This is a genomic window from Aliivibrio sp. S4MY1, assembly GCF_028765545.1.
In the GTDB taxonomy this organism is placed as follows: Bacteria; Pseudomonadota; Gammaproteobacteria; order Enterobacterales; family Vibrionaceae; genus Aliivibrio.
Map to the genome: position 1 here is coordinate 222,972 of NZ_JARACP010000003.1, position 19,507 is coordinate 242,478.

20 protein-coding genes are annotated in these 19,507 nt (G+C 40.5%); 13 read left to right on the plus strand and 7 right to left on the minus strand.

Going from position 1 to position 19,507, the window contains the following annotated elements; translation table 11 throughout:
* The 5 genes from PVK71_RS05150 (at position 1) to parC (ending at position 6,158) form a co-directional block, all read left to right on the plus strand.
* Positions 1–432 (plus strand): DUF1249 family protein, encoded by a 432-nt coding sequence (locus PVK71_RS05150; protein ID WP_165366821.1) that lies wholly within the window; start codon positions 1–3, stop codon positions 430–432.
* Between the two features lie 15 nt (positions 433–447).
* On the plus strand, positions 448–1,272 hold the full coding sequence (gene cpdA / locus PVK71_RS05155) for a 3',5'-cyclic-AMP phosphodiesterase (RefSeq protein ID WP_130047144.1): 825 nt from the start codon (positions 448–450) through the stop codon (positions 1,270–1,272).
* Complete coding sequence (gene yqiA / locus PVK71_RS05160) at positions 1,273–1,857, plus strand: esterase YqiA (protein ID WP_130047143.1); 585 nt, start codon at positions 1,273–1,275, stop codon at positions 1,855–1,857.
* A gap of 143 nt (positions 1,858–2,000) precedes the next feature.
* Entirely contained in the window at positions 2,001–3,881 is a 1,881-nt protein-coding gene (gene parE, locus PVK71_RS05165) for a DNA topoisomerase IV subunit B (protein ID WP_274419438.1), read from the plus strand.
* A 3-nt stretch (positions 3,882–3,884) separates the two neighbouring features.
* Positions 3,885–6,158 carry a DNA topoisomerase IV subunit A gene (gene parC, locus PVK71_RS05170; protein WP_274419439.1) on the plus strand — a complete coding sequence of 758 codons (2,274 nt, stop codon included), beginning with the start codon at positions 3,885–3,887 and terminating at the stop codon, positions 6,156–6,158.
* A gap of 76 nt (positions 6,159–6,234) precedes the next feature.
* On the opposite strand, the gene degS is transcribed toward parC, so the two are convergent.
* The 3 genes from degS to zapG form a co-directional block, all read right to left on the minus strand.
* Entirely contained in the window at positions 6,235–7,302 is a 1,068-nt protein-coding gene (gene degS / locus PVK71_RS05175; RefSeq protein WP_274419440.1) for an outer membrane-stress sensor serine endopeptidase DegS, read from the minus strand.
* A 119-nt stretch (positions 7,303–7,421) separates the two neighbouring features.
* A complete protein-coding gene (locus PVK71_RS05180; protein WP_274419441.1) occupies positions 7,422–8,789 on the minus strand; it encodes a Do family serine endopeptidase in 1,368 nt (455 codons plus the stop codon).
* A 79-nt stretch (positions 8,790–8,868) separates the two neighbouring features.
* On the minus strand, positions 8,869–9,324 hold the full coding sequence (zapG, locus tag PVK71_RS05185) for a Z-ring associated protein ZapG (protein ID WP_274419442.1): 456 nt from the start codon (positions 9,322–9,324) through the stop codon (positions 8,869–8,871).
* A gap of 161 nt (positions 9,325–9,485) precedes the next feature.
* Here zapG and zapE point away from each other — a divergent pair, with 161 nt between their 5' ends.
* The 8 genes from zapE to sspB all read left to right on the plus strand — a co-directional run bounded on the left by zapE (position 9,486) and on the right by sspB (position 15,938).
* Positions 9,486–10,592, plus strand: a complete 1,107-nt coding sequence (gene zapE, locus PVK71_RS05190) for a cell division protein ZapE (RefSeq protein WP_274419482.1) — start codon at positions 9,486–9,488, stop codon at positions 10,590–10,592.
* 279 nt (positions 10,593–10,871) lie between these two features.
* Positions 10,872–11,300, plus strand: coding sequence for a 50S ribosomal protein L13 (gene rplM, locus PVK71_RS05195; protein ID WP_130043953.1), 429 nt, complete (start codon positions 10,872–10,874; stop codon positions 11,298–11,300).
* A 15-nt stretch (positions 11,301–11,315) separates the two neighbouring features.
* The gene (rpsI, locus tag PVK71_RS05200) at positions 11,316–11,708 is read left to right on the plus strand and encodes a 30S ribosomal protein S9 (protein WP_060994077.1); all 393 of its coding nucleotides are present in this window, start codon (positions 11,316–11,318) and stop codon (positions 11,706–11,708) included.
* A gap of 396 nt (positions 11,709–12,104) precedes the next feature.
* Entirely contained in the window at positions 12,105–12,698 is a 594-nt protein-coding gene (gene petA, locus PVK71_RS05205) for a ubiquinol-cytochrome c reductase iron-sulfur subunit (protein ID WP_130043954.1), read from the plus strand.
* Positions 12,698–13,966, plus strand: coding sequence for a cytochrome b (locus tag PVK71_RS05210; protein WP_130043955.1), 1,269 nt, complete (start codon positions 12,698–12,700; stop codon positions 13,964–13,966). Before petA ends, PVK71_RS05210 begins: the two co-directional genes overlap by 1 nt.
* Positions 13,963–14,700, plus strand: a complete 738-nt coding sequence (locus PVK71_RS05215; RefSeq protein WP_130043956.1) for a cytochrome c1 — start codon at positions 13,963–13,965, stop codon at positions 14,698–14,700. Before PVK71_RS05210 ends, PVK71_RS05215 begins: the two co-directional genes overlap by 4 nt.
* 144 nt (positions 14,701–14,844) lie before the next feature.
* A complete protein-coding gene (gene sspA / locus PVK71_RS05220) occupies positions 14,845–15,480 on the plus strand; it encodes a stringent starvation protein SspA (protein ID WP_130043957.1) in 636 nt (211 codons plus the stop codon).
* Positions 15,480–15,938, plus strand: coding sequence for a ClpXP protease specificity-enhancing factor (gene sspB, locus PVK71_RS05225; protein ID WP_130087774.1), 459 nt, complete (start codon positions 15,480–15,482; stop codon positions 15,936–15,938). The genes sspA and sspB overlap by 1 nt, the downstream gene beginning before the upstream one ends.
* 112 nt (positions 15,939–16,050) lie before the next feature.
* Here sspB and PVK71_RS05230 read toward each other — a convergent pair whose 3' ends face one another.
* Genes PVK71_RS05230 through PVK71_RS05245 form a run of 4 tightly spaced genes read right to left on the minus strand, consistent with a single transcriptional unit; the run spans position 16,051 to position 19,403 of the window.
* Positions 16,051–16,641, minus strand: a complete 591-nt coding sequence (locus tag PVK71_RS05230; RefSeq protein ID WP_274419443.1) for a BON domain-containing protein — start codon at positions 16,639–16,641, stop codon at positions 16,051–16,053.
* A 4-nt stretch (positions 16,642–16,645) separates the two neighbouring features.
* A complete protein-coding gene (locus tag PVK71_RS05235; protein WP_130043960.1) occupies positions 16,646–17,236 on the minus strand; it encodes a phosphoheptose isomerase in 591 nt (196 codons plus the stop codon).
* Between the two features lie 3 nt (positions 17,237–17,239).
* Positions 17,240–17,611 (minus strand): YraN family protein, encoded by a 372-nt coding sequence (locus PVK71_RS05240; protein ID WP_130043961.1) that lies wholly within the window; start codon positions 17,609–17,611, stop codon positions 17,240–17,242.
* Positions 17,592–19,403: a penicillin-binding protein activator gene (locus tag PVK71_RS05245; protein ID WP_274419444.1), complete on the minus strand. Its 1,812-nt coding sequence runs from the start codon at positions 19,401–19,403 to the stop codon at positions 17,592–17,594. Before PVK71_RS05245 ends, PVK71_RS05240 begins: the two co-directional genes overlap by 20 nt.
* Positions 19,404–19,507 lie beyond the last annotated feature (104 nt).

Consider the following 19,507-nt stretch of genomic DNA (forward strand, 5'->3'; position numbering starts at 1 on the left):
ATGCGTAAATACCATGTAGATTTAGCAAGCTTGATGAGAGTATATGAAACTAATTACGCTAAATTGGTGTCACTTTTACCAAAGAATGAAAAAATAGGTGCACTAACTCGTTATCAAGTTTGTCAACAACAGTATCAGATCAAAGTTTTAGAAGTGACAGTATATACAACATTAGTTGAAGTTTATCAGATAGATGAGAAACCAATTTATCCACTTCCGAAGTTAACAGTAAGGCTTTATCATGATGCGAGAGTTGCAGAGGTGTGCGCGAGCCAACAACTTGCCTACATTAAAGCGAAATACGATTACCCAAATGGGAAGATGCTTCAAAAAGATGAAAAGCATCAATTAAACCAGTTTTTAAGTGACTGGCTAACGTTTTGTTTGAAAAATGGGATAAGCCAAGAGCCCATTTTTTTAGAAAAGAATTAAAAGGTTGTAGCTATTTTGCTCTCGGAAACATTACTAAATAACGAAAACGGCCCAATTCGGTTGTTACAGATAACAGATACGCATTTGTTTGCGCCTGAAGATGGGGCGCTTCTTGGTGTACCTACATTAAAAAGTTTTCAAACTGTTGTTGAACAGGTGCAACAGCGTACGCCAAATTTTGATGCGATTATTGCAACGGGTGACATCTCTCAAGATCATACCGTGTCGTCATATCAACATTTTGTTGATGGAATTAAGCCATTAGTAAAGCCATGTTATTGGTTACCAGGTAATCATGACTATAAACCTAGTATGGGGGGAGTACTGCCATCCTCTCAAATCCAAGCTTGTGAGCATTTATTTATAGGTCAGCACTGGCAACTAATTATTCTGGATAGCCAAGTGGTAGGCGTGCCTCATGGGGCATTATCAAAAGAGCAATTAGCTTTACTTGATAGCGTGTTATCCCAAAATCCAGACCGTCATTCCTTAGTGCTATTGCATCATCATCCACTGCCTGCGGGTAGCGCATGGCTTGATCAGCATCAGTTAAAAGACAATGATGAATTTTGGAGTGTCGTTGGTCAGCATGACAATGTCAGTGGCATTGTATGTGGCCATATTCACCAAGAACTTGACCGTATTGTTAATGGTGCCCGTTTACTTGCAACGCCTTCAACGTGTGTACAATTTCTTCCAGATTCAGATGATTTTGCCTTAGACTCACAAGCACCAGGCTGGAGAACGTTGGATTTACTGCCTGATGGAAGAATTGAGACGCAAGTACACCGTTTAGAGAATTGTGATTTTTCTGCTGACAGTAATGCTGGAGGCTATTAAGTGAAAAAGCCAAGCTTACTCTTATATATTCATGGGTTTAACAGCTCACCGTTATCCCATAAAGCGCAAGTCATGACTCGTTATTGTGAAGCGCAACGTCCAGACATTAAAGTGATAACACCTCGATTACCTTCTTATCCAAAAGAAGCTGCTCAGTATTTAACTCAACTGGTCGAAAAGTACCAAACTGACTACCAAATAGGTTTAGTTGGCAGTTCGCTAGGTGGGTATTTATCAACATGGTTAAACCATCGCTATGGATTAAAAGCGGTGTTAGTTAATCCAGCCGTGAAGCCTTATGAGTTGCTTGAGGATTATTTAGGAACTCAAGTGAACCCGTATACACAAGAAGAGTACTTCCTTGAAGAAAAACACATGAAAGAACTCTTTTCATTGCGTGTTGATTTGATTGATACCCCGAGCTCTTTGTGGTTATTACAGCAAGAAGGCGATGAAGTGCTTGATTATCGACAAGCGGTAGACAAATATTCAGCCTGTAAGCAAACAATAGAAAAAGACGGCGACCACAGTTTTGTTGATTTTGAGCGTTACCCTGAACAAATTATTCAATTTCTAAATTTATAGTTACCGTTTCTCTACGATAGAGACACAGTATCTATACAATCTTTAATACAAAGCCACATATTTAGAGTGGAATAGGGGCGTTTGCTTGACTTTCCTCTCTCCCTTTCAGACTATGTGACAAATTTTAAGAAGCCTTCCGAGATATGACTGAACAATATAATGCAGGAGCCATTGAGGTTCTAAATGGCCTTGAGCCCGTTCGTCGCCGTCCTGGTATGTATACCGACACTGTTCGCCCAAACCATTTGGGCCAAGAAGTTATTGATAACAGTGTTGATGAAGCGTTAGCCGGACACGCGAAAAAAGTTGAAGTAATTTTACATGCCGATCAATCACTTGAAGTTATTGATGATGGGCGTGGTATGCCTGTTGATATCCATCCAGTAGAAAAAATATCAGGCGTTGAACTTATTTTATGTAAGTTACACGCAGGTGGTAAATTCTCAGGTAAAAACTACGAATTCTCAGGCGGCTTGCATGGGGTTGGTATCTCTGTCGTAAACGCCCTTTCAAAACGCGTCGAAGTTACTGTCCGTCGTGATGGTCAAATATATGAAATTGCGTTTGAACACGGTGAAAAAGTATCGGACTTAACGGTAACGGGCACTTGTGGTCGCCGTAATCGCGGTACCAGTGTTCATTTTTGGCCTGATACAAGCTATTTTGATTCGGCAAAATTCTCGGTTAGCCGTCTGATTAATAATCTAAAAGCTAAAGCCGTATTATGCCCAGGCTTAGAGATTATTTTTAAAGACAAAGTAAACGATAAAGAGCATAGATGGTGCTATGAAGATGGTCTTAAAGATTATCTATTAGAGGGCGTTAGTGGTTATACATTATTGCCTGAAGACCCATTTACTGGCGCATTCTTAGGTAAAGGCGAAGCCGCTGATTGGGCCGTAACTTGGTTGCCTGAAGGCGGAGAACTTGTTTCTGAAAGCTATGTAAACCTTATCCCTACCGCTCAAGGTGGTACGCACGTCAATGGCATGCGCCAAGGTCTTTTAGATGCAATGCGTGAATTCTGTGAGTTCCGAAACTTATTACCACGTGGTGTTAAATTAACTGCAGATGATATTTGGGATCGTTGTGCTTACGTTTTGTCGGTTAAAATGCAAGATCCTCAGTTTGCAGGCCAAACCAAAGAGCGTTTATCTTCACGTCAATGTGCTGCATTTGTTTCTGGTGTTGTGAAAGACGCATTCAGCTTATGGTTGAATGAAAAACCACAAATAGCAGAACTGATTGCCGAAGCTTGTATTGCCAATGCACACCGTCGTATGCGAGCAGCTAAGAAAGTCGTTCGTAAGAAGATTGCATCAGGCCCTACATTGCCTGGTAAATTGACAGACTGTTCAATTCAAGATTTAGCTCGTACCGAACTTTTCTTAGTGGAAGGGGATTCGGCGGGTGGTTCTGCGAAACAAGCGCGTGATCGTGAATTTCAAGCGGTAATGCCACTGCGTGGTAAAATTCTAAATACGTGGGAAGTATCAGCTGACCAAGTATTAGCCTCTCAAGAAGTTCACAATATTTCTGTTGCGTTAGGCATTGACCCTGACTCAGATGATTTATCAGGCTTACGTTACGGTAAAGTATGTATCCTTGCCGATGCCGATTCAGATGGTCTTCACATTGCGACTCTGCTATGTGCGCTATATCTGAAGCACTTCTCTTCTTTAGTTCGTGCTGGACACGTTTATGTAGCCATGCCGCCACTGTATCGTATTGACTGTGGTAAAGAGGTCTTTTATGCCCTTGATGAAGCAGAAAAAGAAGGCGTGTTAGATCGTTTAAGCAATAAACGCGCAAAAATAAACGTGCAACGATTTAAAGGATTGGGTGAGATGAACCCACTTCAACTTCGTGAAACAACGATGGATCCAAACACTCGTCGCTTGGTGCAATTAACCATTGATGACGATGAAAAGACCAATGAAATGATGGATATGCTTTTAGGAAAAAAACGTGCAGACGATCGTCGTGCTTGGCTACAATCTAACGGCGATCAGGCAGAGGTATAAGATATGAGTTCAGAAATGTCCTTGGAAGGTGTTGAACAGCTGCCGCTGCGCAAGTTTACAGAAGACGCTTATCTAAATTACTCCATGTACGTAATCATGGATCGCGCGTTACCTTATATTGGTGACGGTCTGAAACCGGTTCAACGTCGTATTATTTATGCGATGTCAGAGCTTGGTTTATCTGCGAATGCAAAATATAAAAAGTCGGCACGTACGGTTGGTGATGTATTAGGTAAATACCACCCACATGGTGACTCTGCTTGTTATGAAGCGATGGTACTAATGGCTCAGCCTTTCTCTTACCGCTACCCATTAGTAGATGGTCAGGGTAACTGGGGTGCGCCGGATGATCCGAAATCGTTCGCCGCAATGCGTTATACCGAATCAAAATTATCGAAGTTTGCTGATGTATTACTTGGTGAGATAAGCCAAGGTACGGTTGAATGGCAGCCAAACTTTGATGGTACGATGAAGGAGCCTAAGATTTTACCTGCTCGTCTTCCTCACATATTGCTGAATGGCATCATGGGTATTGCGGTTGGCATGGCTACGGATATTCCTCCTCATAATGTGCGTGAAGTTGCGAATGCGACGGTGCATTTATTGGATAATCCAAAAGCAGATTTAGATCAAGTTATGGATTTCATTCAGGGTCCTGATTATCCAACTGAAGCTGAAATTATTTCATATCATACTGATATTAAGAAGATCTACCGTACTGGTCGTGGCAGCATTAAAATGCGTGCAGTGTGGCATAAAGAAGGTAGTGATATCGTTATTACTGCATTACCACACCAAGTGTCAGGCAGTAAGTTATTAGAACAAATTGCAAGCCAAATGCGAGCGAAGAAACTACCAATGGTAGACGATCTTCGCGATGAGTCAGATCATGAGAACCCGACTCGTATCGTGATTGTTCCACGCTCAAATCGTATTGAAGCTGAACCGTTAATGAATCATCTATTTGCTTCTACGGATCTTGAAAAAAGCTTCCGTGTGAACCTAAATATGATTGGTTTGGACTTACGCCCACAAGTTAAAGGCTTAGTTAGCATTCTTAATGAGTGGATTGAATTCCGTCGCACGACCGTTCGTAAACGTTTACAGCATCGTCTTGATAAAATCTTAGCTCGTTTGCATATTTTAGATGGTCTATTGGCTGCGTATTTGAATATCGATGAAGTTATCGAAATCATTCGTACTGAAGATGATCCAAAACACGAGCTAATGACGCGCTTTGATTTAACTGAAATTCAAGCAGAAGCCATTTTAGAAATTAAACTTCGCCAGTTAGCAAAACTGGAAGAGATTAAGATCCGTGGTGAGCAAGATGAGTTAGCGAAAGAACGAGATCAAATTGAGAAGTTATTAGGTTCTGAGCGTCGTCTAAATACGTTAATTAAGAAAGAAATCTTAGCGGATGCAGAGAAGTTTGGTGATGATCGTCGTTCTCCATTAGTTGAGCGTGAAGAAGCGAAGGCATTAACAGAGCGTGATTTAATTCCAAGCGAAACGATTACGGTTGTTCTTTCTGATAAAGGTTGGATCCGTCATGCGAAAGGGCATGAAGTTGACCCAACAACCTTAAACTATAAGTCGGGTGATAAATATCTAGCTCATGCGCGTGGAAAGAGTAATGCACCAGCGGTCTTTATGGGGAGTAATGGTCGAAGTTATGCATTAGAATCGCATACTTTACCTTCAGCAAGAAGCCAAGGTGAGCCAATTACAGGTCGATTGAATATAACGGCAGGCAGTCAAATTACTCATGTTGTTATGGGTGAAGAAGATCAAGCATGGTTAATTAGTTCTGATGCGGGTTATGGCTTTGTTTGTAAGGGAAGTGATTTACTATCGAAGAATAAGAATGGTAAGACGTTATTGACGCTTCCTGAAAACTCGTTAGTGATGAACCCGGAAGCGGTTTCTGATTTAGATAATGATGAAATTTTAGCGATTACCAATGAAGGCCGAATGCTTCTGTTCCCTATTAAAGATTTACCGCAACTAGGTAAAGGCAAAGGGAATAAGATCATCAATATTCCGGCAGCGCGTTCGAAGTCTCGTGAAGAGTTCTTGTCTCACTTATTACCACTGCCTCAAGGTGCAACTATTACCCTGTATGCGGGCAAGCGTAAGTTAGGGTTGAAACCTACGGATTTAGATAACTTCCGTGGTGAGCGTGGTCGTCGTGGTAGCTTATTACCAAGAGGTCTGCAACGAGTGACTCGCATTGATATTAATGGTGAGTGCACCGTAACTGAAGAGAGTGAATAATCTTTAGTTGTTTTTCAATAAAAAAATAGCGCATGGTGAATGCGCTATTTTTTTATCTCGATAGTATTGGAGTTGATCAGTTTGAAGGATCTTCTGCAATGGTAACTTTAATCGTTTTCGCTTTGCCCTTACGAATAACATCAACATCAACTTCAGTTTCTGGGCGTAATTCGGTCACAATATCCGTAACATTTTGTCGATTAATGACACTTTTTCCATCAATGCTCGTAATAATATCTTGAGTTATGATCCCAGCTTTTTCTGCCGGGCTATTTGGCGCAACGCCTAAAACTAAAATACCATTAATGTTATCTGCATTCATTAAGCGAGCCATTGCCGGGTTGATATCTCGGCCATCAATGCCTATATAACCACGAATAACTTGTCCATCTGCAATTAAGCGGCGCATGATTTTATCAGCCAGAGCATAAGGAATAGCAAATGAAATTCCATAGGTTTCAAGCTCTGTTGCCTGCTGGAAAGAGGCGGTATTAATACCAACTAACTCTCCCCGTGTATTCACTAGAGCGCCACCTGAGTTGCCTCTGTTAATTGCGGCATCGGTTTGGATTAAACCTTGTGTTCCATCAGAGCTTAATGCTGCGCGACCAGTTGCTGAAATAATACCAAACGTGGTGGTTTGACCTAAGTTATAAGGGTTACCGATAGCAAGAACGACATCACCAATATCGGCTTGATAGTTTGGGTTTAATGGGATAACAGGAAGGTTAGTATCTTTAATTTGTAATACGGCTAAATCAGTACGCTTATCTTTACCAATTAACTGAGAGTTAAATAAGCGGCCATCTTGCAGAGCTACAATCACTTGATCAGCATCGGCAACCACATGATAGTTTGTAATTATATAACCTTTATCACTTATAATAACGCCAGAGCCTAAACCTTCTGTGTCTAAACGAAGGCGGTCTTCATTATTGTATTTTCGGCTATAAATATTCACAACCGCAGGTGCCGCTCGACGAACTGCATAATTAAATGAGATTTGATTACTTATTTGCTGTGGGGCTTGGTTTGTTTGAAGTTGCTCTGTCGTAATGGATGAGCGAAGATTAGGGAATGCAAATAGCAGAACGGCAGCTGTCGCTGTTCCGATAATAGCTGAGCGCAATAAGAATGAAAGCATTGCCTTCCTAACCTTTAAGAATCATAAAATAGTGGGCTAGGATAACATTGAACGTTTAAAAAAAGTAGATGTGAGAATAAGCGCTCACCTGAACACTTATTCTCTTTATTAGGCTTTAATTATTTAATCACAAGGTAAAGCGTTTGTTCTCCACGCTGAATATTAAGAGCAAGTACCGATGGTTTATCTTCTAATAGCTTTCTAAAGTGCTGTAAATTAGTCACGCGGCTTCGGTTAATACCAATAATGATATCTCCTTTTTGTAAACCATAACGTTGAGCCATAGATCCCTTTTGAATACTGCTAATTTTCACGCCTTTAACAGGATCTGAATGGGATGTATTTTCTAGTTCGGCGCCTTTTAAGCCATCATGCAGTTTTTCGGCTTTCGCTTTTACTTGTTCCGCTTCTTTCAGTGTCGCTGTGACGGTTTTTTCTTTTCCATCACGGATTAGCCCTAAGGTCACTTTTTTACCCGCACCTAGAGTGGCGACTTTAGCGCGTAATTCACCAAAGGTTTGAATTTTTTTACCGTTAATCGATATAAGAATATCACCAGCTTTAATTCCCGCTTTATCTGCTGCGCTATCTGGTATCACTTGACTAACAAAGGCTCCGTGATTGGTGTCGTAATCAAACGCTTCTGCCAGTTCAGCAGTAAGCTCTCCACCTTGAACGCCAAGTATGCCGCGTTTTACATGGCCAAATTCTAGAATTTGCTCTGATAAATTACGAACCATATTGGATGGGATAGCAAAACCGATACCTACGTTACCGCCATTTGGTCCTAAAATGGCCGTATTAATACCAATAAGTTCACCATTCAAATTCACCAGTGCGCCACCGGAGTTACCGCTGTTGATTGCCGCATCGGTTTGAATAAAGTTTTCAAAGTTATCGAGATTTAATCCACTACGGCCAAGGGCTGAAACAATGCCTGAGGTCACAGTTTGTCCTAAACCAAATGGATTGCCTATTGCGACACTAAAGTCTCCAACTCGTAGATTATCAGAATCAGCTAATTGGATTTGAGTTAGGTTTTTGGCTTCTTCTAGCTTTAATAAAGCAATATCGGACATTTCATCGCTGCCAATCAATTCAGCAGTGTATTCACGACCGTCATGCAATTGAACAAGGATTTCTTTCGCACTGTTGATAACGTGATGGTTCGTTACGATATAGCCTTTTTTAGCATCAACGATGACACCAGAACCAAGACCTCTAAATGGTCGCTCTTGAACTTGTTCAGCAGGGTAGTCTGGCCCTAAAAAGAAACGAAACTGCTCAGGTATATGTTGTTTTGATACTTGAGTCCCTGACACGGAGATACTGACTACTGCTGGTGTGATTTTTTCCAGCATAGGTGCAAGGCTAGGCAGTTGCTGAGAGTTGACCGCAAGGGGTAAGGCCGCTTGAGATTGAATAGGGGTAAGAATTGCACTGATGCTTAAAGTTAAAGCACCTAAAACAAGCAAAGGCTTTTTCATCGATAATGTACTCTTAGTTAAACAAAGTGTACTTATTCGACTCAAAAGCCTTTATAAAAGTTCATAGTAAATGCAAATTTTAAGCGATTTTATCTTCTTTTTTTGCGCTTACATCGCTAAGTGGTTCATCTTTCAATAAGCCACTTGCACCATTCGCATAGTCTTTTGGTGGGCTATTAATTTCATCTTTTACATGAGCCACTTTTTTATTTAACTCTGGTGAAAGAGTCATCTCATCCAAGCGAGCTGAGAATGGATTATCTTGCTCTGGCAAGTTTGGCATTAATTCTTTAGATGTTGACGCCATGTGGTCATACATTTTATTAAAATCTTTTGCTAATGCTTCTAGCATGGTGGCACTTGTCGCGAAATGGTCCACCAATTCTTGACGGTACTGTTCCAACTCATACTTAGATTTTTCTAAATCTTGTTTTAATGATTTTTGATCTTTGATGCTAGGAACTGTAAAACGAGAAATCATAAAGCCAATGGTGATACCAATAGCTAAGCCAATTAAAGCGTATGTCCACGCCATGAAGTACTCCTTACCGTTTTTATTAATATGGGTCGACTTAATACTAATCTTATTAACTGCATATTTAGATTGGTATAACTGTGAGTTAGCCCACTCATAGTGTGAGTTGAGAACATGCTACTATGAAGGGAGTCAATCAACAAAAGAAAAGATTAAAAGTGATGACACCATTAGAAAAATATCAGCAAGACCTCAATCAAGAGGGGTTTATGCATGATAGCGCTCAACAAAATGCTGTAGAACATCTTGATGATTTATATCGACGGTTTTTAGAATTAAAAGTTCCTCAAATACCAATAAAAAAGTCTTGGAAACGATTTTTTAAAAAAGACGAGCCACAAAAACTCGTGCCTGAAAAAGGACTTTATTTTTGGGGCGGAGTAGGCCGTGGTAAAACTTATTTAGTCGATACCTTTTATGATGCATTACCTACAGAAAGAAAAATGCGTGTTCATTTTCATCGTTTTATGCAACGAGTGCATGATGAACTGGGTGAACTAAAACAACAGTCTGATCCTTTACTTATTGTTGCTGATAAATTCAAACAAGAGACAGACATTATTTGTTTTGATGAGTTTTTTGTCTCAGATATAACAGATGCAATGATTCTGGCTACTTTATTAGAAGCTTTATTTGAGCGTGGGATTGCTTTAGTCGCAACATCAAATATTGAACCACATAACCTGTATCGTAATGGCTTGCAGCGAGCACGTTTTCTTCCTGCTATTGCATTAATAGAGGCGCATTGTGACATTGTTAATGTCGACAGTGGCATTGATTATCGATTAAGAACGTTAGAGCAAGCTGAAATTTTTCATTTTCCATTAGATGCGAAAGCGGAAAATAACATGAAAATGTATTTTGACAAGCTGACCTCAGAAAGCGAATACAAGGCAAAAACCATTGAGATAAATCATCGGCAACTAGAAGTAAAAGCGGAAGGAGATGGTGTGGTTCATTTTGATTTTGAATCACTGTGTGAGAGTGCACGTAGCCAGCATGATTACATTGAGCTTTCGCGTTTATATCACACGGTTTTGTTGTCTAATGTAAAAATCATGGGGGAGCTTAATGATGATGCTGCTCGTCGCTTTATTGCCATGGTTGATGAGTTTTATGAACGAAACGTCAAATTGATCATCTCAGCAGAAGTTGATTTAGCTGCTATTTATGAAAAAGGGCGCTTAACGTTTGAATTTAAACGTTGTCAGTCTCGTCTAGTTGAAATGCAAAGCCACGAATACTTAGCAAAAGAACATTTATCTTAATCATTACCTCCTATATTTTTATAATTTATAGCGGAGATTTGGTGTGATGAGAGTCAAATTTCATTTTTTTTGCTGTTTTTTCATAATATGTGAAATATCTTCAAAAAAAAGGTGATTTTTTCTTCACGCTTCACTATAATCCTCCGACCCACCGTTACTGTACTGGCGTAATTGCCAAGAGTGCCAACCACTCGAAGGGGTGATGACTGGGCTCAAAAATATACAGTGGGAGCGAAAGCTCCTAATCAGTGAAATTATTTAATAACGGGTATCATTAGCATGAAAACTTTCGTTGCTAAACCAGCCGCTGTAAAGCGTGACTGGTATGTTGTAGACGCTGAAGGTAAAACTCTTGGTCGTATCGCAACTGAAATCGCATCTCGCCTACGTGGCAAGCATAAAGCAGAATACACTCCTCACGTAGATACTGGTGATTACATCATCGTTATCAACGCAGAGAAAGTACGCGTAACAGGTAATAAAGCGGCTGGTAAAATCTACTACCGTCACACTGAATTCCCTGGCGGTCTAAAATCTATTTCTTTCGAGAAACTGATCGATCGTAAACCTGAAATGGTTATTGAATTAGCTGTTAAAGGTATGCTTCCACGTGGTCCTCTTGGTCGTGCTATGTACCGTAAACTTAAAGTTTACGCTGGCGCTGAGCATAACCACACTGCTCAACAACCACAAGTACTAGACATTTAATCGGGGATTATGGCAATGGCAGAGAATCAATACTACGGCACTGGTCGCCGTAAAAGCTCAGCAGCTCGTGTTTTTATCAAACCGGGTACTGGCAACATCGTAATCAACAAGCGTAGCCTTGAAGTTTACTTCGGTCGTCCAACAGCACGTATGGTTGTTAACCAACCTCTAGAGCTAGTTGAAATGACTGATAAACTAGACCTATTCATCACTGTTTCTGGTGGTGGTATTTCTGGTCAAGCTGGTGCGATCCGTCACGGTATCACACGCGCTCTTATGCAATACGATGAATCACTACGTCCTGCACTACGTGCAGCTGGCTATGTTACGCGTGACGCTCGTTGCGTTGAGCGTAAGAAAGTTGGTCTACGTAAAGCACGTCGTAAACCACAATTCTCTAAGCGTTAATATTACGCTTACCAGTGGCTTTGTTTTCAGAGCCACTTGGATATTGTGTTCAAAAGCTCAGCATTTATGCTGGGCTTTTGTTGTTTTTGTGAGGTGAAATACTCTTCACAGCTTGAATTCCTTCTACTTTTCTTATCTTTTCTCCCTTCTCATTATAAAAAGTCTACCTACTTCACAAATGTTGCAAAAAAGTAGCTTTACCTTGTCAAAAAGTAAGGTTTTCTTTATCATTTATGGGTAAAAACAACAGCATAATAATATATGAACAAATTCTATGGTTATTTTAAGAATTTATAACATCTAAATCCTGTTGTATCACACCATTGAAGTTAGCCGTAGCTCGACAATGTATGGACATAATAAAAACTACATAAAGAGCACATGGGAGAAAGTTGGATGAGCAATGCGCCAGTGAGTAATGGTCGACGCCGTTTCTTAACAGCAACAACTGCGGTTGTTGGTGGTTTAGGAGCTGTGGCGGTGGCCGTACCTTTTATTAAATCTTGGAATCCGAGTGCAAGAGCGAAAGCTGCAGGTGCACCGGTTGAAGTCGATATCAGTAAGCTCGAGGATGGGCAGATGGTTCGTGTTGAGTGGCGAGGTAAACCTGTATGGGTTGTACGCCGTTCAGAGGCACTTTTACAATCATTGACTGAAATCGATGGTCAACTTCGAGACCCATCTTCAGGCGAAGAGCAGCAACCTGTGTACGCTCAGAATGCATATCGTTCGATTAAGCCTGAAATATTTTTAGCCGTTGGTATTTGTACTCACCTTGGCTGTTCACCTACCTATTTACCTGACAGTTTTAGTGAACAAGTTGAAGGGGTTAACTCTGGTTTCTTCTGTCCGTGCCATGGCTCTAAATTTGATATGGCTGGTCGAGTATTCCAAGGGGTGCCTGCGCCATTGAACCTAGTGGTTCCTAAACATATGTACCTTAGTGATACGCGTATCCTAGTTGGGGTTGATGAAGGAGGGGAAGCCTAATGCAACCGTTACTCGATTGGGTAGAAAAACGTCTACCTGCGATGAATGCGTATAAAAAGCATTTATCTGAATACCCAATGCCAAAAAACTTTAACTTTTGGTATTTCTTTGGCTCATTAGCTATGTTGGTTTTAGTTAACCAGATCGTTACTGGTATCTGGCTAACAATGAACTATGTTCCTTCTGGTGAGGGTGCATTTGCCTCTGTTGAATACATCATGCGTGATGTTGATTATGGTTGGCTACTTCGCTATATGCACTCTACAGGTGCATCAGCCTTTTTTGTTGTTATTTATCTGCACATGTTCCGTGGCTTAATTTACGGTTCTTATCAGAAGCCTCGTGAATTGCTATGGCTATTTGGTATGCTGATCTTCTTAGTGTTAATGGCTGAAGCGTTCATGGGATACTTACTTCCATGGGGACAAATGTCTTACTGGGGCGCTCAGGTTATCATTTCACTGTTTGGTGCAATTCCTGTTATTGGTGATGATTTAACATTGTGGATCCGTGGTGATTACGTGATCTCTGGTGCGACACTGAACCGTTTCTTTGCGCTTCACGTTATTGCTCTCCCAATTGTATTATTGCTATTAGTAGTATTACATGTACTCGCTCTGCATGAAGTGGGTTCTAATAACCCTGATGGTATTGAGTTGAAAATACCAAAAGCAAAAGATGACAAGGGTGAGCATAAAACACAATTTAAATTCCATGAATACTATACGAGCAAATATAACATTATTGACTCGGTGCCTTTCCATCCATACGGAACGGTAAAAGATATGATTGGTGTAGCTGGTTTCTTATTCTTCTTCTGTTATGTGTTGTTCTTTAACCCTGAAATGGGTGGATACTTCCTTGAGCCGCCTAACTTTGAAGCGGCAAACCCATTGAAAACTCCTGAACACATTGCTCCCGTTTGGTATTTCACGCCATTCTATGCAATCTTGCGTGCGGTTCCTGATAAGTTATTAGGCGTTGTCGCTATGGGTGCATCGATTGTTGTGCTATTCCTTCTTCCTTGGTTCGACCGTTGTAAAGTTCGTTCATACCGTTACCGTAGTAAATTGCATTTACTGAATATTGCACAGTTTACTGTTAGCTTTATTGCTCTTGGTGTTCTTGGTGCATTACCTGCGACGCCTACTTATACGTTATTAGCACAAATTTTCAGTCTGACTTACTTTATGTTCTTCGTTCTGCTGTTTGTATATAGTAAAAACGAAGCGACGAAACCACTGCCAGAGAGGGTAACATTCAAATGAGAAAGTTGATTTTAGTACTTTTTGCTTTGTTGCCATCAATGGCAATGGCGGCAGGTGCAAAGGTTCCACTAGATAGTGCGAATAACGACATTCGTGATCAAGCATCGCTACAAAATGGTGCGAAATTATTCATGAACTACTGTGCTGGTTGTCATTCAACTCAGTATCAACGTTATGGCCGTGTTGCTGAAGATCTAGGTATTCCGGTTGATCTTATGATGGATAATCTTGTTTTTGATCCAAACGCCAAAATTGGTGATTTGATGGAAAATGCGATTCCTGAAAAACAAGCAGCGAATTGGTTCGGTGCGCCGCCACCAGACTTAACACTGGTTGCTCGTGTACGTGGTACTGATTGGTTATACACTTACTTACGTACATTCTATGCCGATCCAACGCGTCCATTTGGTGTGAACAATATGGTATTCCCAAGTGTTGGTATGCCTCATGTATTACAGGAACTTCAAGGTGTTACAACTCCGATTTATGAGACAACCATGGTTGATGGTGTGGAGCATAAAGTCGTTGTTGGTGTTGAATCTGATGGTACCGGCGAATTAAGTTCAGGTGAATATGATGCAGCCGTTCGTGATTTGGTTAACTTTTTAGAGTATTCAGGTGACCCTGTTCAACTTGAGCGTCATCGCTTAGGTTGGTGGGTTATGGGCTTTTTAGTGATATTTGCTTTTGTTTCTTACTTGCTTAAGAAAGAATATTGGCGCGATGTCCACTAATCATGATATTCTAGATCGTTAATTGTACGCAATGGAGGCTTAGCCTCCATTGTTTTTGTGTCACTACTATTTCATACTAAATAGATAGCTGACAGGCACCTAAATTCGGTGCTTTTTGCTCCTAGATAAATACCGGAGGGCTCAATGGCTGTTGCTGCCAACAAACGCTCAGTAATGACGCTTTTTTCAGACGCTTCTGACATGTACAGTCACCAAGTACGCATCGTACTGGCTGAGAAAGGAGTAAGTGTTGAAGTTGAATTGGTTGATCCATCCAACTTACCAGCAGAACTTGTAGAATTAAACCCTTACAAAACTGTACCAACACTTGTTGATCGTGAGCTTGCTTTATACAACTCTAATATCATCATGGAATATTTAGATGAGCGTTTCCCTCATCCGCCATTGATGCCTGTTTACCCTGTTGCTCGTGGTAACAGCCGTCTAATGATGCACCGTGTTGAAACTAACTGGTATTCATTAGCAGAGAAAGTTGCGAAAGGATCTTTTGAAGAATCTGAAGCAGCACGCGCAAAACTGCGTAATGACCTTCTAATGTTAGGTCCAATCTTCGCTGAATACACATACTTCATGAGTGATGAGTTTAGCTTAGTAGATTGTTACTTAGCTCCGTTATTATGGCGTTTACCATCTATGGGTATTGAATTATCAGGCCCTGGTGCTAAAGAACTTAAGATCTACATGAACCGTGTATTTGAACGTGATTCATTCCTAGCTTCATTAACTGAAGCTGAGCGTGAACTGCGTCTAACGAACTAATGGATATTAGCTCAATGATGCCCCGTCGCCCATACTTGTTACGTGCATTTTATGAATGGATTGTAGATAACGAGTTAACACCACATCTTGTTGTTGATGCAACAATGAATGGTGTACGAGTTCCAGAAGAGTTTGTTCAAGATGGTCAGATCGTTTTAAACGTAGCACCACACTCTGTTGGTAACTTAGAAATGGGTAATGAAGCGGTGACATTTAATGCTCGCTTTGGTGGTCGTCCTCACTCGCTAATTTTACCTCTCTATGCGATTCAAGCTATTTACGCTCGTGAAAACGGCGCAGGAACTATGTTTGAACCAGAAGAAGCGTACGAATTAAGCTCAGAAGAGGGTATCTTTGAAGAAGATCTAGTATCTACTTCAGAAGAAGATTCATCGTCTGATGATAAGCCTGAGCCACCACGTCCAACGGGTCGTCCAAGCTTACGAGTGGTTAAATAATTTCCACTACAGCTTCAAATAAAAAAAAGCCTGCATAGATTGCAGGCTTTTTTGTGAATTGATATAAGAGTTATACCAATTCAATTAACTATCTAACTTAGTTACATTGGTATCATTCTTTTTCTACACTGCCACCTTGGCCGTATTCAAAGGCTTTAATTACCTCTTTAACCCCTTTGATATTACGAGCGACTTCAGCTGCAATATTTCCCTGTTCTTCAGTCACAAATCCAACAAGAAAGACTTCTTGAGCTTCAGTGAAAACACTGATCTTTACTCCATTTAACTCTGATTTTGCGAGAAGCGAAGATTTCACTTTTGTGGTTATCCAGCTATCATTATTTATTTGAGTAAACGTTAATAAAGGACGAACACGGATTTGATTATAAACGGTATTAACACCATTTAAGCTTTTAATTTGTTTTTCAAACCCTTGATTAAGTTGGTTATTTTTTGCTTGCCCCATTAAAAGGATTTTTCCGTTATAGGTTACCGCACTGACTCGCATATTATATTGATAAGGAGCTTTGTTGGCTAAGCCTGTGGCTTCTAACGAAATATTCTTATCCGTTAATTGTTCTTTCATTGTTCTATTATCTGTCACGACTGAAGCTGTGGTTGCCGCTCCTGCAATGAATAAACCTGCGCAACCTTGAAGTAAGACAGCAGAAAGGATCAATGCGCTTAATTTAATTAACTTCATATTTTTACTCAGAATGCTGTGGGAAAAGAACCTGGTCAACCAAATCACAAATACAATGCAAGGTTAAAAGATGAACTTCTTGAATGCGTGCGACACGGTGAGACGGAATTCTAATTTCAACATCAGATTCACCTAGTAGACCAGCCATCACACCGCCATCCATGCCAGTTAACGCAATGATGGTCATATCACGGCTTACCGCAGCTTCCATTGCTTTTAGAATGTCCTGACTATTCCCGCTGGTAGAGATAGCAAGCAATATGTCTCCAGGTTGGCCTAGAGCTCTTACTTGTTTAGAGAAAATCTCGTCATAATTGTAGTCATTTGCAATTGCTGTCAGCGTTGAAGTATCAGCCGTTAGTGCCATTGCTGGTAAACTTGGACGCTCAGTTTCAAAACGGTTTAATAAGCATGAAGCAAACTGTTGAGCATTAGAAGCAGACCCACCATTACCACAGCATAAAATTTTGTTGCCATTTAATAAGGTTGCTACCATGGCTTGAGAGGCATGCATTATGTGATCAGGAAGCGCTTCCGCTGCTGCGATTTGGATTTGGATGCTTTCGGTAAAGCTTTCTTTAATGTTTTCTAGCATTGTTTACCCTTCAACAATTGCATTTTTGATCCAGTTGATTTCCTGACCTTGTGAGTGGATAGCAACTACATCAAATCTAAAAGATGTATGTTCAACAGAGAGCCCATTTTTCATGAGCCAAAAGAGAGCGGTTCGTTGTAATTTGCGCTGTTTCTGCCATGTTACCATTTCTTGCGCAGAACCGTAATTTGAAGTGGTGCGATATTTTACTTCTACAAATACGAAAGTGTCTCGATCTCGCATGATGAGATCGAGCTCTCCAGTTTTAGAGTGGAAATTGCGTTGAATGAAGATGAGTTGATGTTGTTCTAAATAACGTTTAGCCATCAACTCATAATATTCACCCTTAGCGCGCTTATTCTGTTTCTTCTCCATGAATAGCCCAGCTCATTTCTCGTTGAATAACACACTGTTGGTTAATACTGAGTTCACCCGTTTTGCCTTGCATATGGTAGTTATCGACCGCTTTCATTTGTGGTAGCTCAGCGATTAATTGATAAGCATCCATACCTAAAGCATGAAGACGTGTTTCACCATTACTGCTTTTTGGCCATAGTTCATCGTATTGTGCTTTGAATTTATGGTCTTCTTTTATCAGTAATGGAATATCACTAAATTCAATGCCTTTGATTTCGACAAGCTTAGTTTGACGGCCGCTGTTACTGCGTGAGCTTGCATATAGTTTAGGTGGTGTAATCCCCGGGTTAATCGCAACATCGATGAAAGGCTTTAGAAGCACTAACTCACTGCTTTTTGCGACCATGTAAACCGCATCAATATCACGACGGCTACGAGGTTGTGATTCCAACTCCATCTTAGCCAGTGCGTTCATTTGATAGATACGAGCTTGGCTGCTTTCAATACCAAACACACTGTTTACTTTTTGTTGTAATTGCGACTTTTTACCAAAATAGCTAATTGATGGTTTCTTAGCCGTTAATTGATACCATTTATCACTGAAGGCTTGGCTTAAACGCTCACCCATTGTGCCTTGTGGGGCAAGAAATAAGGGGTGTTTATGTCCTTGTTCAAATAAGTGGATAGCAGCTTGTTCTGCTTCTTGTTCTGGAGAAAGCGTAAAGTAACAGCTGTTTTCCTCAGGATTTACTTCTGTTGGAATGTTTAGCGCTAATTGAGCGATATTTGTTTCATTTAATGATTGGAATTCTTCAATTTTACTACGAAGAAGAGGGCCAACCACAAATTGGATATCTTCTTGAGTTAACGTCGCCATGATCTCTTCCATAGAAGTCGATCCTGTATCAATTACTTTAAATTTAGTAAATTCACCACGTTCTTTATCTTCCATCATGCCATTTATAAAGCCATCACGAACGCGTATTGCTTGTGGTCCAAAGCGGCCACTTAGAGGTAATAGTAAAGCAACGTTATCAGGACGAATAATTTCAAGGGCTAGAATATCAAGCACTTCTTGTGGGGTGTAAGTTGCTGCTGGGTGAGTCGGATTTGCTTGAAGCCATTCATTCAAGGCTTCTTGAAGGCGTGCTGGCGAGTGCTTTAGTGTATCTAAGTAGGTCACTAATTGTACCCAACCGTGCAAGTTGGTTTCACTTTCATCCAATTGAATGCTTTGAAGATTCGCACTGTTTAGTGAAGAAATACTTGTCCATACTTGAGACCAAAGTTGTTGTTTTTGGTCTTCAGGTGTATAGGCATTAAGGGAAATTAATTCTCTTGCTGCATTGAGGTTGTCACCATTAAATAGGTGAAGCTCATAACGTAATTGGTAGTATTCAACCCATTGGCTGTCTTCAATTTGCCACCAAGCTTCGAAATTAAGAACTTGCAGAGCCTCATCAAATTTATTTTGTGATTTTAGCATTTTTGCATGGTTAAGCTGCATTTCGGCCGTTTGAGTTGGTGATAATTGCAAACCTTTAAGTCGTGTTAATAGGTTAGTTGCAAGTGCAAAATTTTGTTCTTGTACAGATGCTTTTAAAGCCATGATTAAAAAATCGGCCTGAAGAGTGCCTTGTTGTTGATCGGCTTTTAAAATATAAGCAGAGCTGGTTTCCACTGGCGCTTGAGTAATATCAAGACGCTCAGGTGCTTTTGGTGAACTCGAACAAGCTGCTAATGTTAGAGCAAGGGCTACAGGAGCAATCAGGCGTGTTACACTGTTCTTTCTAAGGGTCATATTTGCCATGGGTAATATACTGGTCCTACTTAAAAGGGCTGTTTTTACTATGGATGCGAATCACCCGAACAGCTAAAATATTATTTTGATTATAGTGGTGTCTATCTATATTC

Excerpts from the sequence above, each read along its gene's own strand:
- PVK71_RS05150 (WP_165366821.1), top strand. The coding sequence starts at position 1 with ATGCGTAAATACCATGTAGATTTAGCAAGCTTGATGAGAGTATATGAA.
- parE (WP_274419438.1), top strand. The coding sequence starts at position 2,001 with ATGACTGAACAATATAATGCAGGAGCCATTGAGGTTCTAAATGGCCTT.
- parC (WP_274419439.1), top strand. The coding sequence starts at position 3,885 with ATGAGTTCAGAAATGTCCTTGGAAGGTGTTGAACAGCTGCCGCTGCGC.
- degS (WP_274419440.1), bottom strand. The coding sequence starts at position 7,302 with ATGCTTTCATTCTTATTGCGCTCAGCTATTATCGGAACAGCGACAGCT.
- PVK71_RS05180 (WP_274419441.1), bottom strand. The coding sequence starts at position 8,789 with ATGAAAAAGCCTTTGCTTGTTTTAGGTGCTTTAACTTTAAGCATCAGT.
- zapG (WP_274419442.1), bottom strand. The coding sequence starts at position 9,324 with ATGGCGTGGACATACGCTTTAATTGGCTTAGCTATTGGTATCACCATT.
- zapE (WP_274419482.1), top strand. The coding sequence starts at position 9,486 with ATGACACCATTAGAAAAATATCAGCAAGACCTCAATCAAGAGGGGTTT.
- rplM (WP_130043953.1), top strand. The coding sequence starts at position 10,872 with ATGAAAACTTTCGTTGCTAAACCAGCCGCTGTAAAGCGTGACTGGTAT.
- rpsI (WP_060994077.1), top strand. The coding sequence starts at position 11,316 with ATGGCAGAGAATCAATACTACGGCACTGGTCGCCGTAAAAGCTCAGCA.
- petA (WP_130043954.1), top strand. The coding sequence starts at position 12,105 with ATGAGCAATGCGCCAGTGAGTAATGGTCGACGCCGTTTCTTAACAGCA.
- PVK71_RS05210 (WP_130043955.1), top strand. The coding sequence starts at position 12,698 with ATGCAACCGTTACTCGATTGGGTAGAAAAACGTCTACCTGCGATGAAT.
- PVK71_RS05215 (WP_130043956.1), top strand. The coding sequence starts at position 13,963 with ATGAGAAAGTTGATTTTAGTACTTTTTGCTTTGTTGCCATCAATGGCA.
- sspA (WP_130043957.1), top strand. The coding sequence starts at position 14,845 with ATGGCTGTTGCTGCCAACAAACGCTCAGTAATGACGCTTTTTTCAGAC.
- sspB (WP_130087774.1), top strand. The coding sequence starts at position 15,480 with ATGGATATTAGCTCAATGATGCCCCGTCGCCCATACTTGTTACGTGCA.
- PVK71_RS05230 (WP_274419443.1), bottom strand. The coding sequence starts at position 16,641 with ATGAAGTTAATTAAATTAAGCGCATTGATCCTTTCTGCTGTCTTACTT.
- PVK71_RS05235 (WP_130043960.1), bottom strand. The coding sequence starts at position 17,236 with ATGCTAGAAAACATTAAAGAAAGCTTTACCGAAAGCATCCAAATCCAA.
- PVK71_RS05240 (WP_130043961.1), bottom strand. The coding sequence starts at position 17,611 with ATGGAGAAGAAACAGAATAAGCGCGCTAAGGGTGAATATTATGAGTTG.
- PVK71_RS05245 (WP_274419444.1), bottom strand. The coding sequence starts at position 19,403 with ATGGCAAATATGACCCTTAGAAAGAACAGTGTAACACGCCTGATTGCT.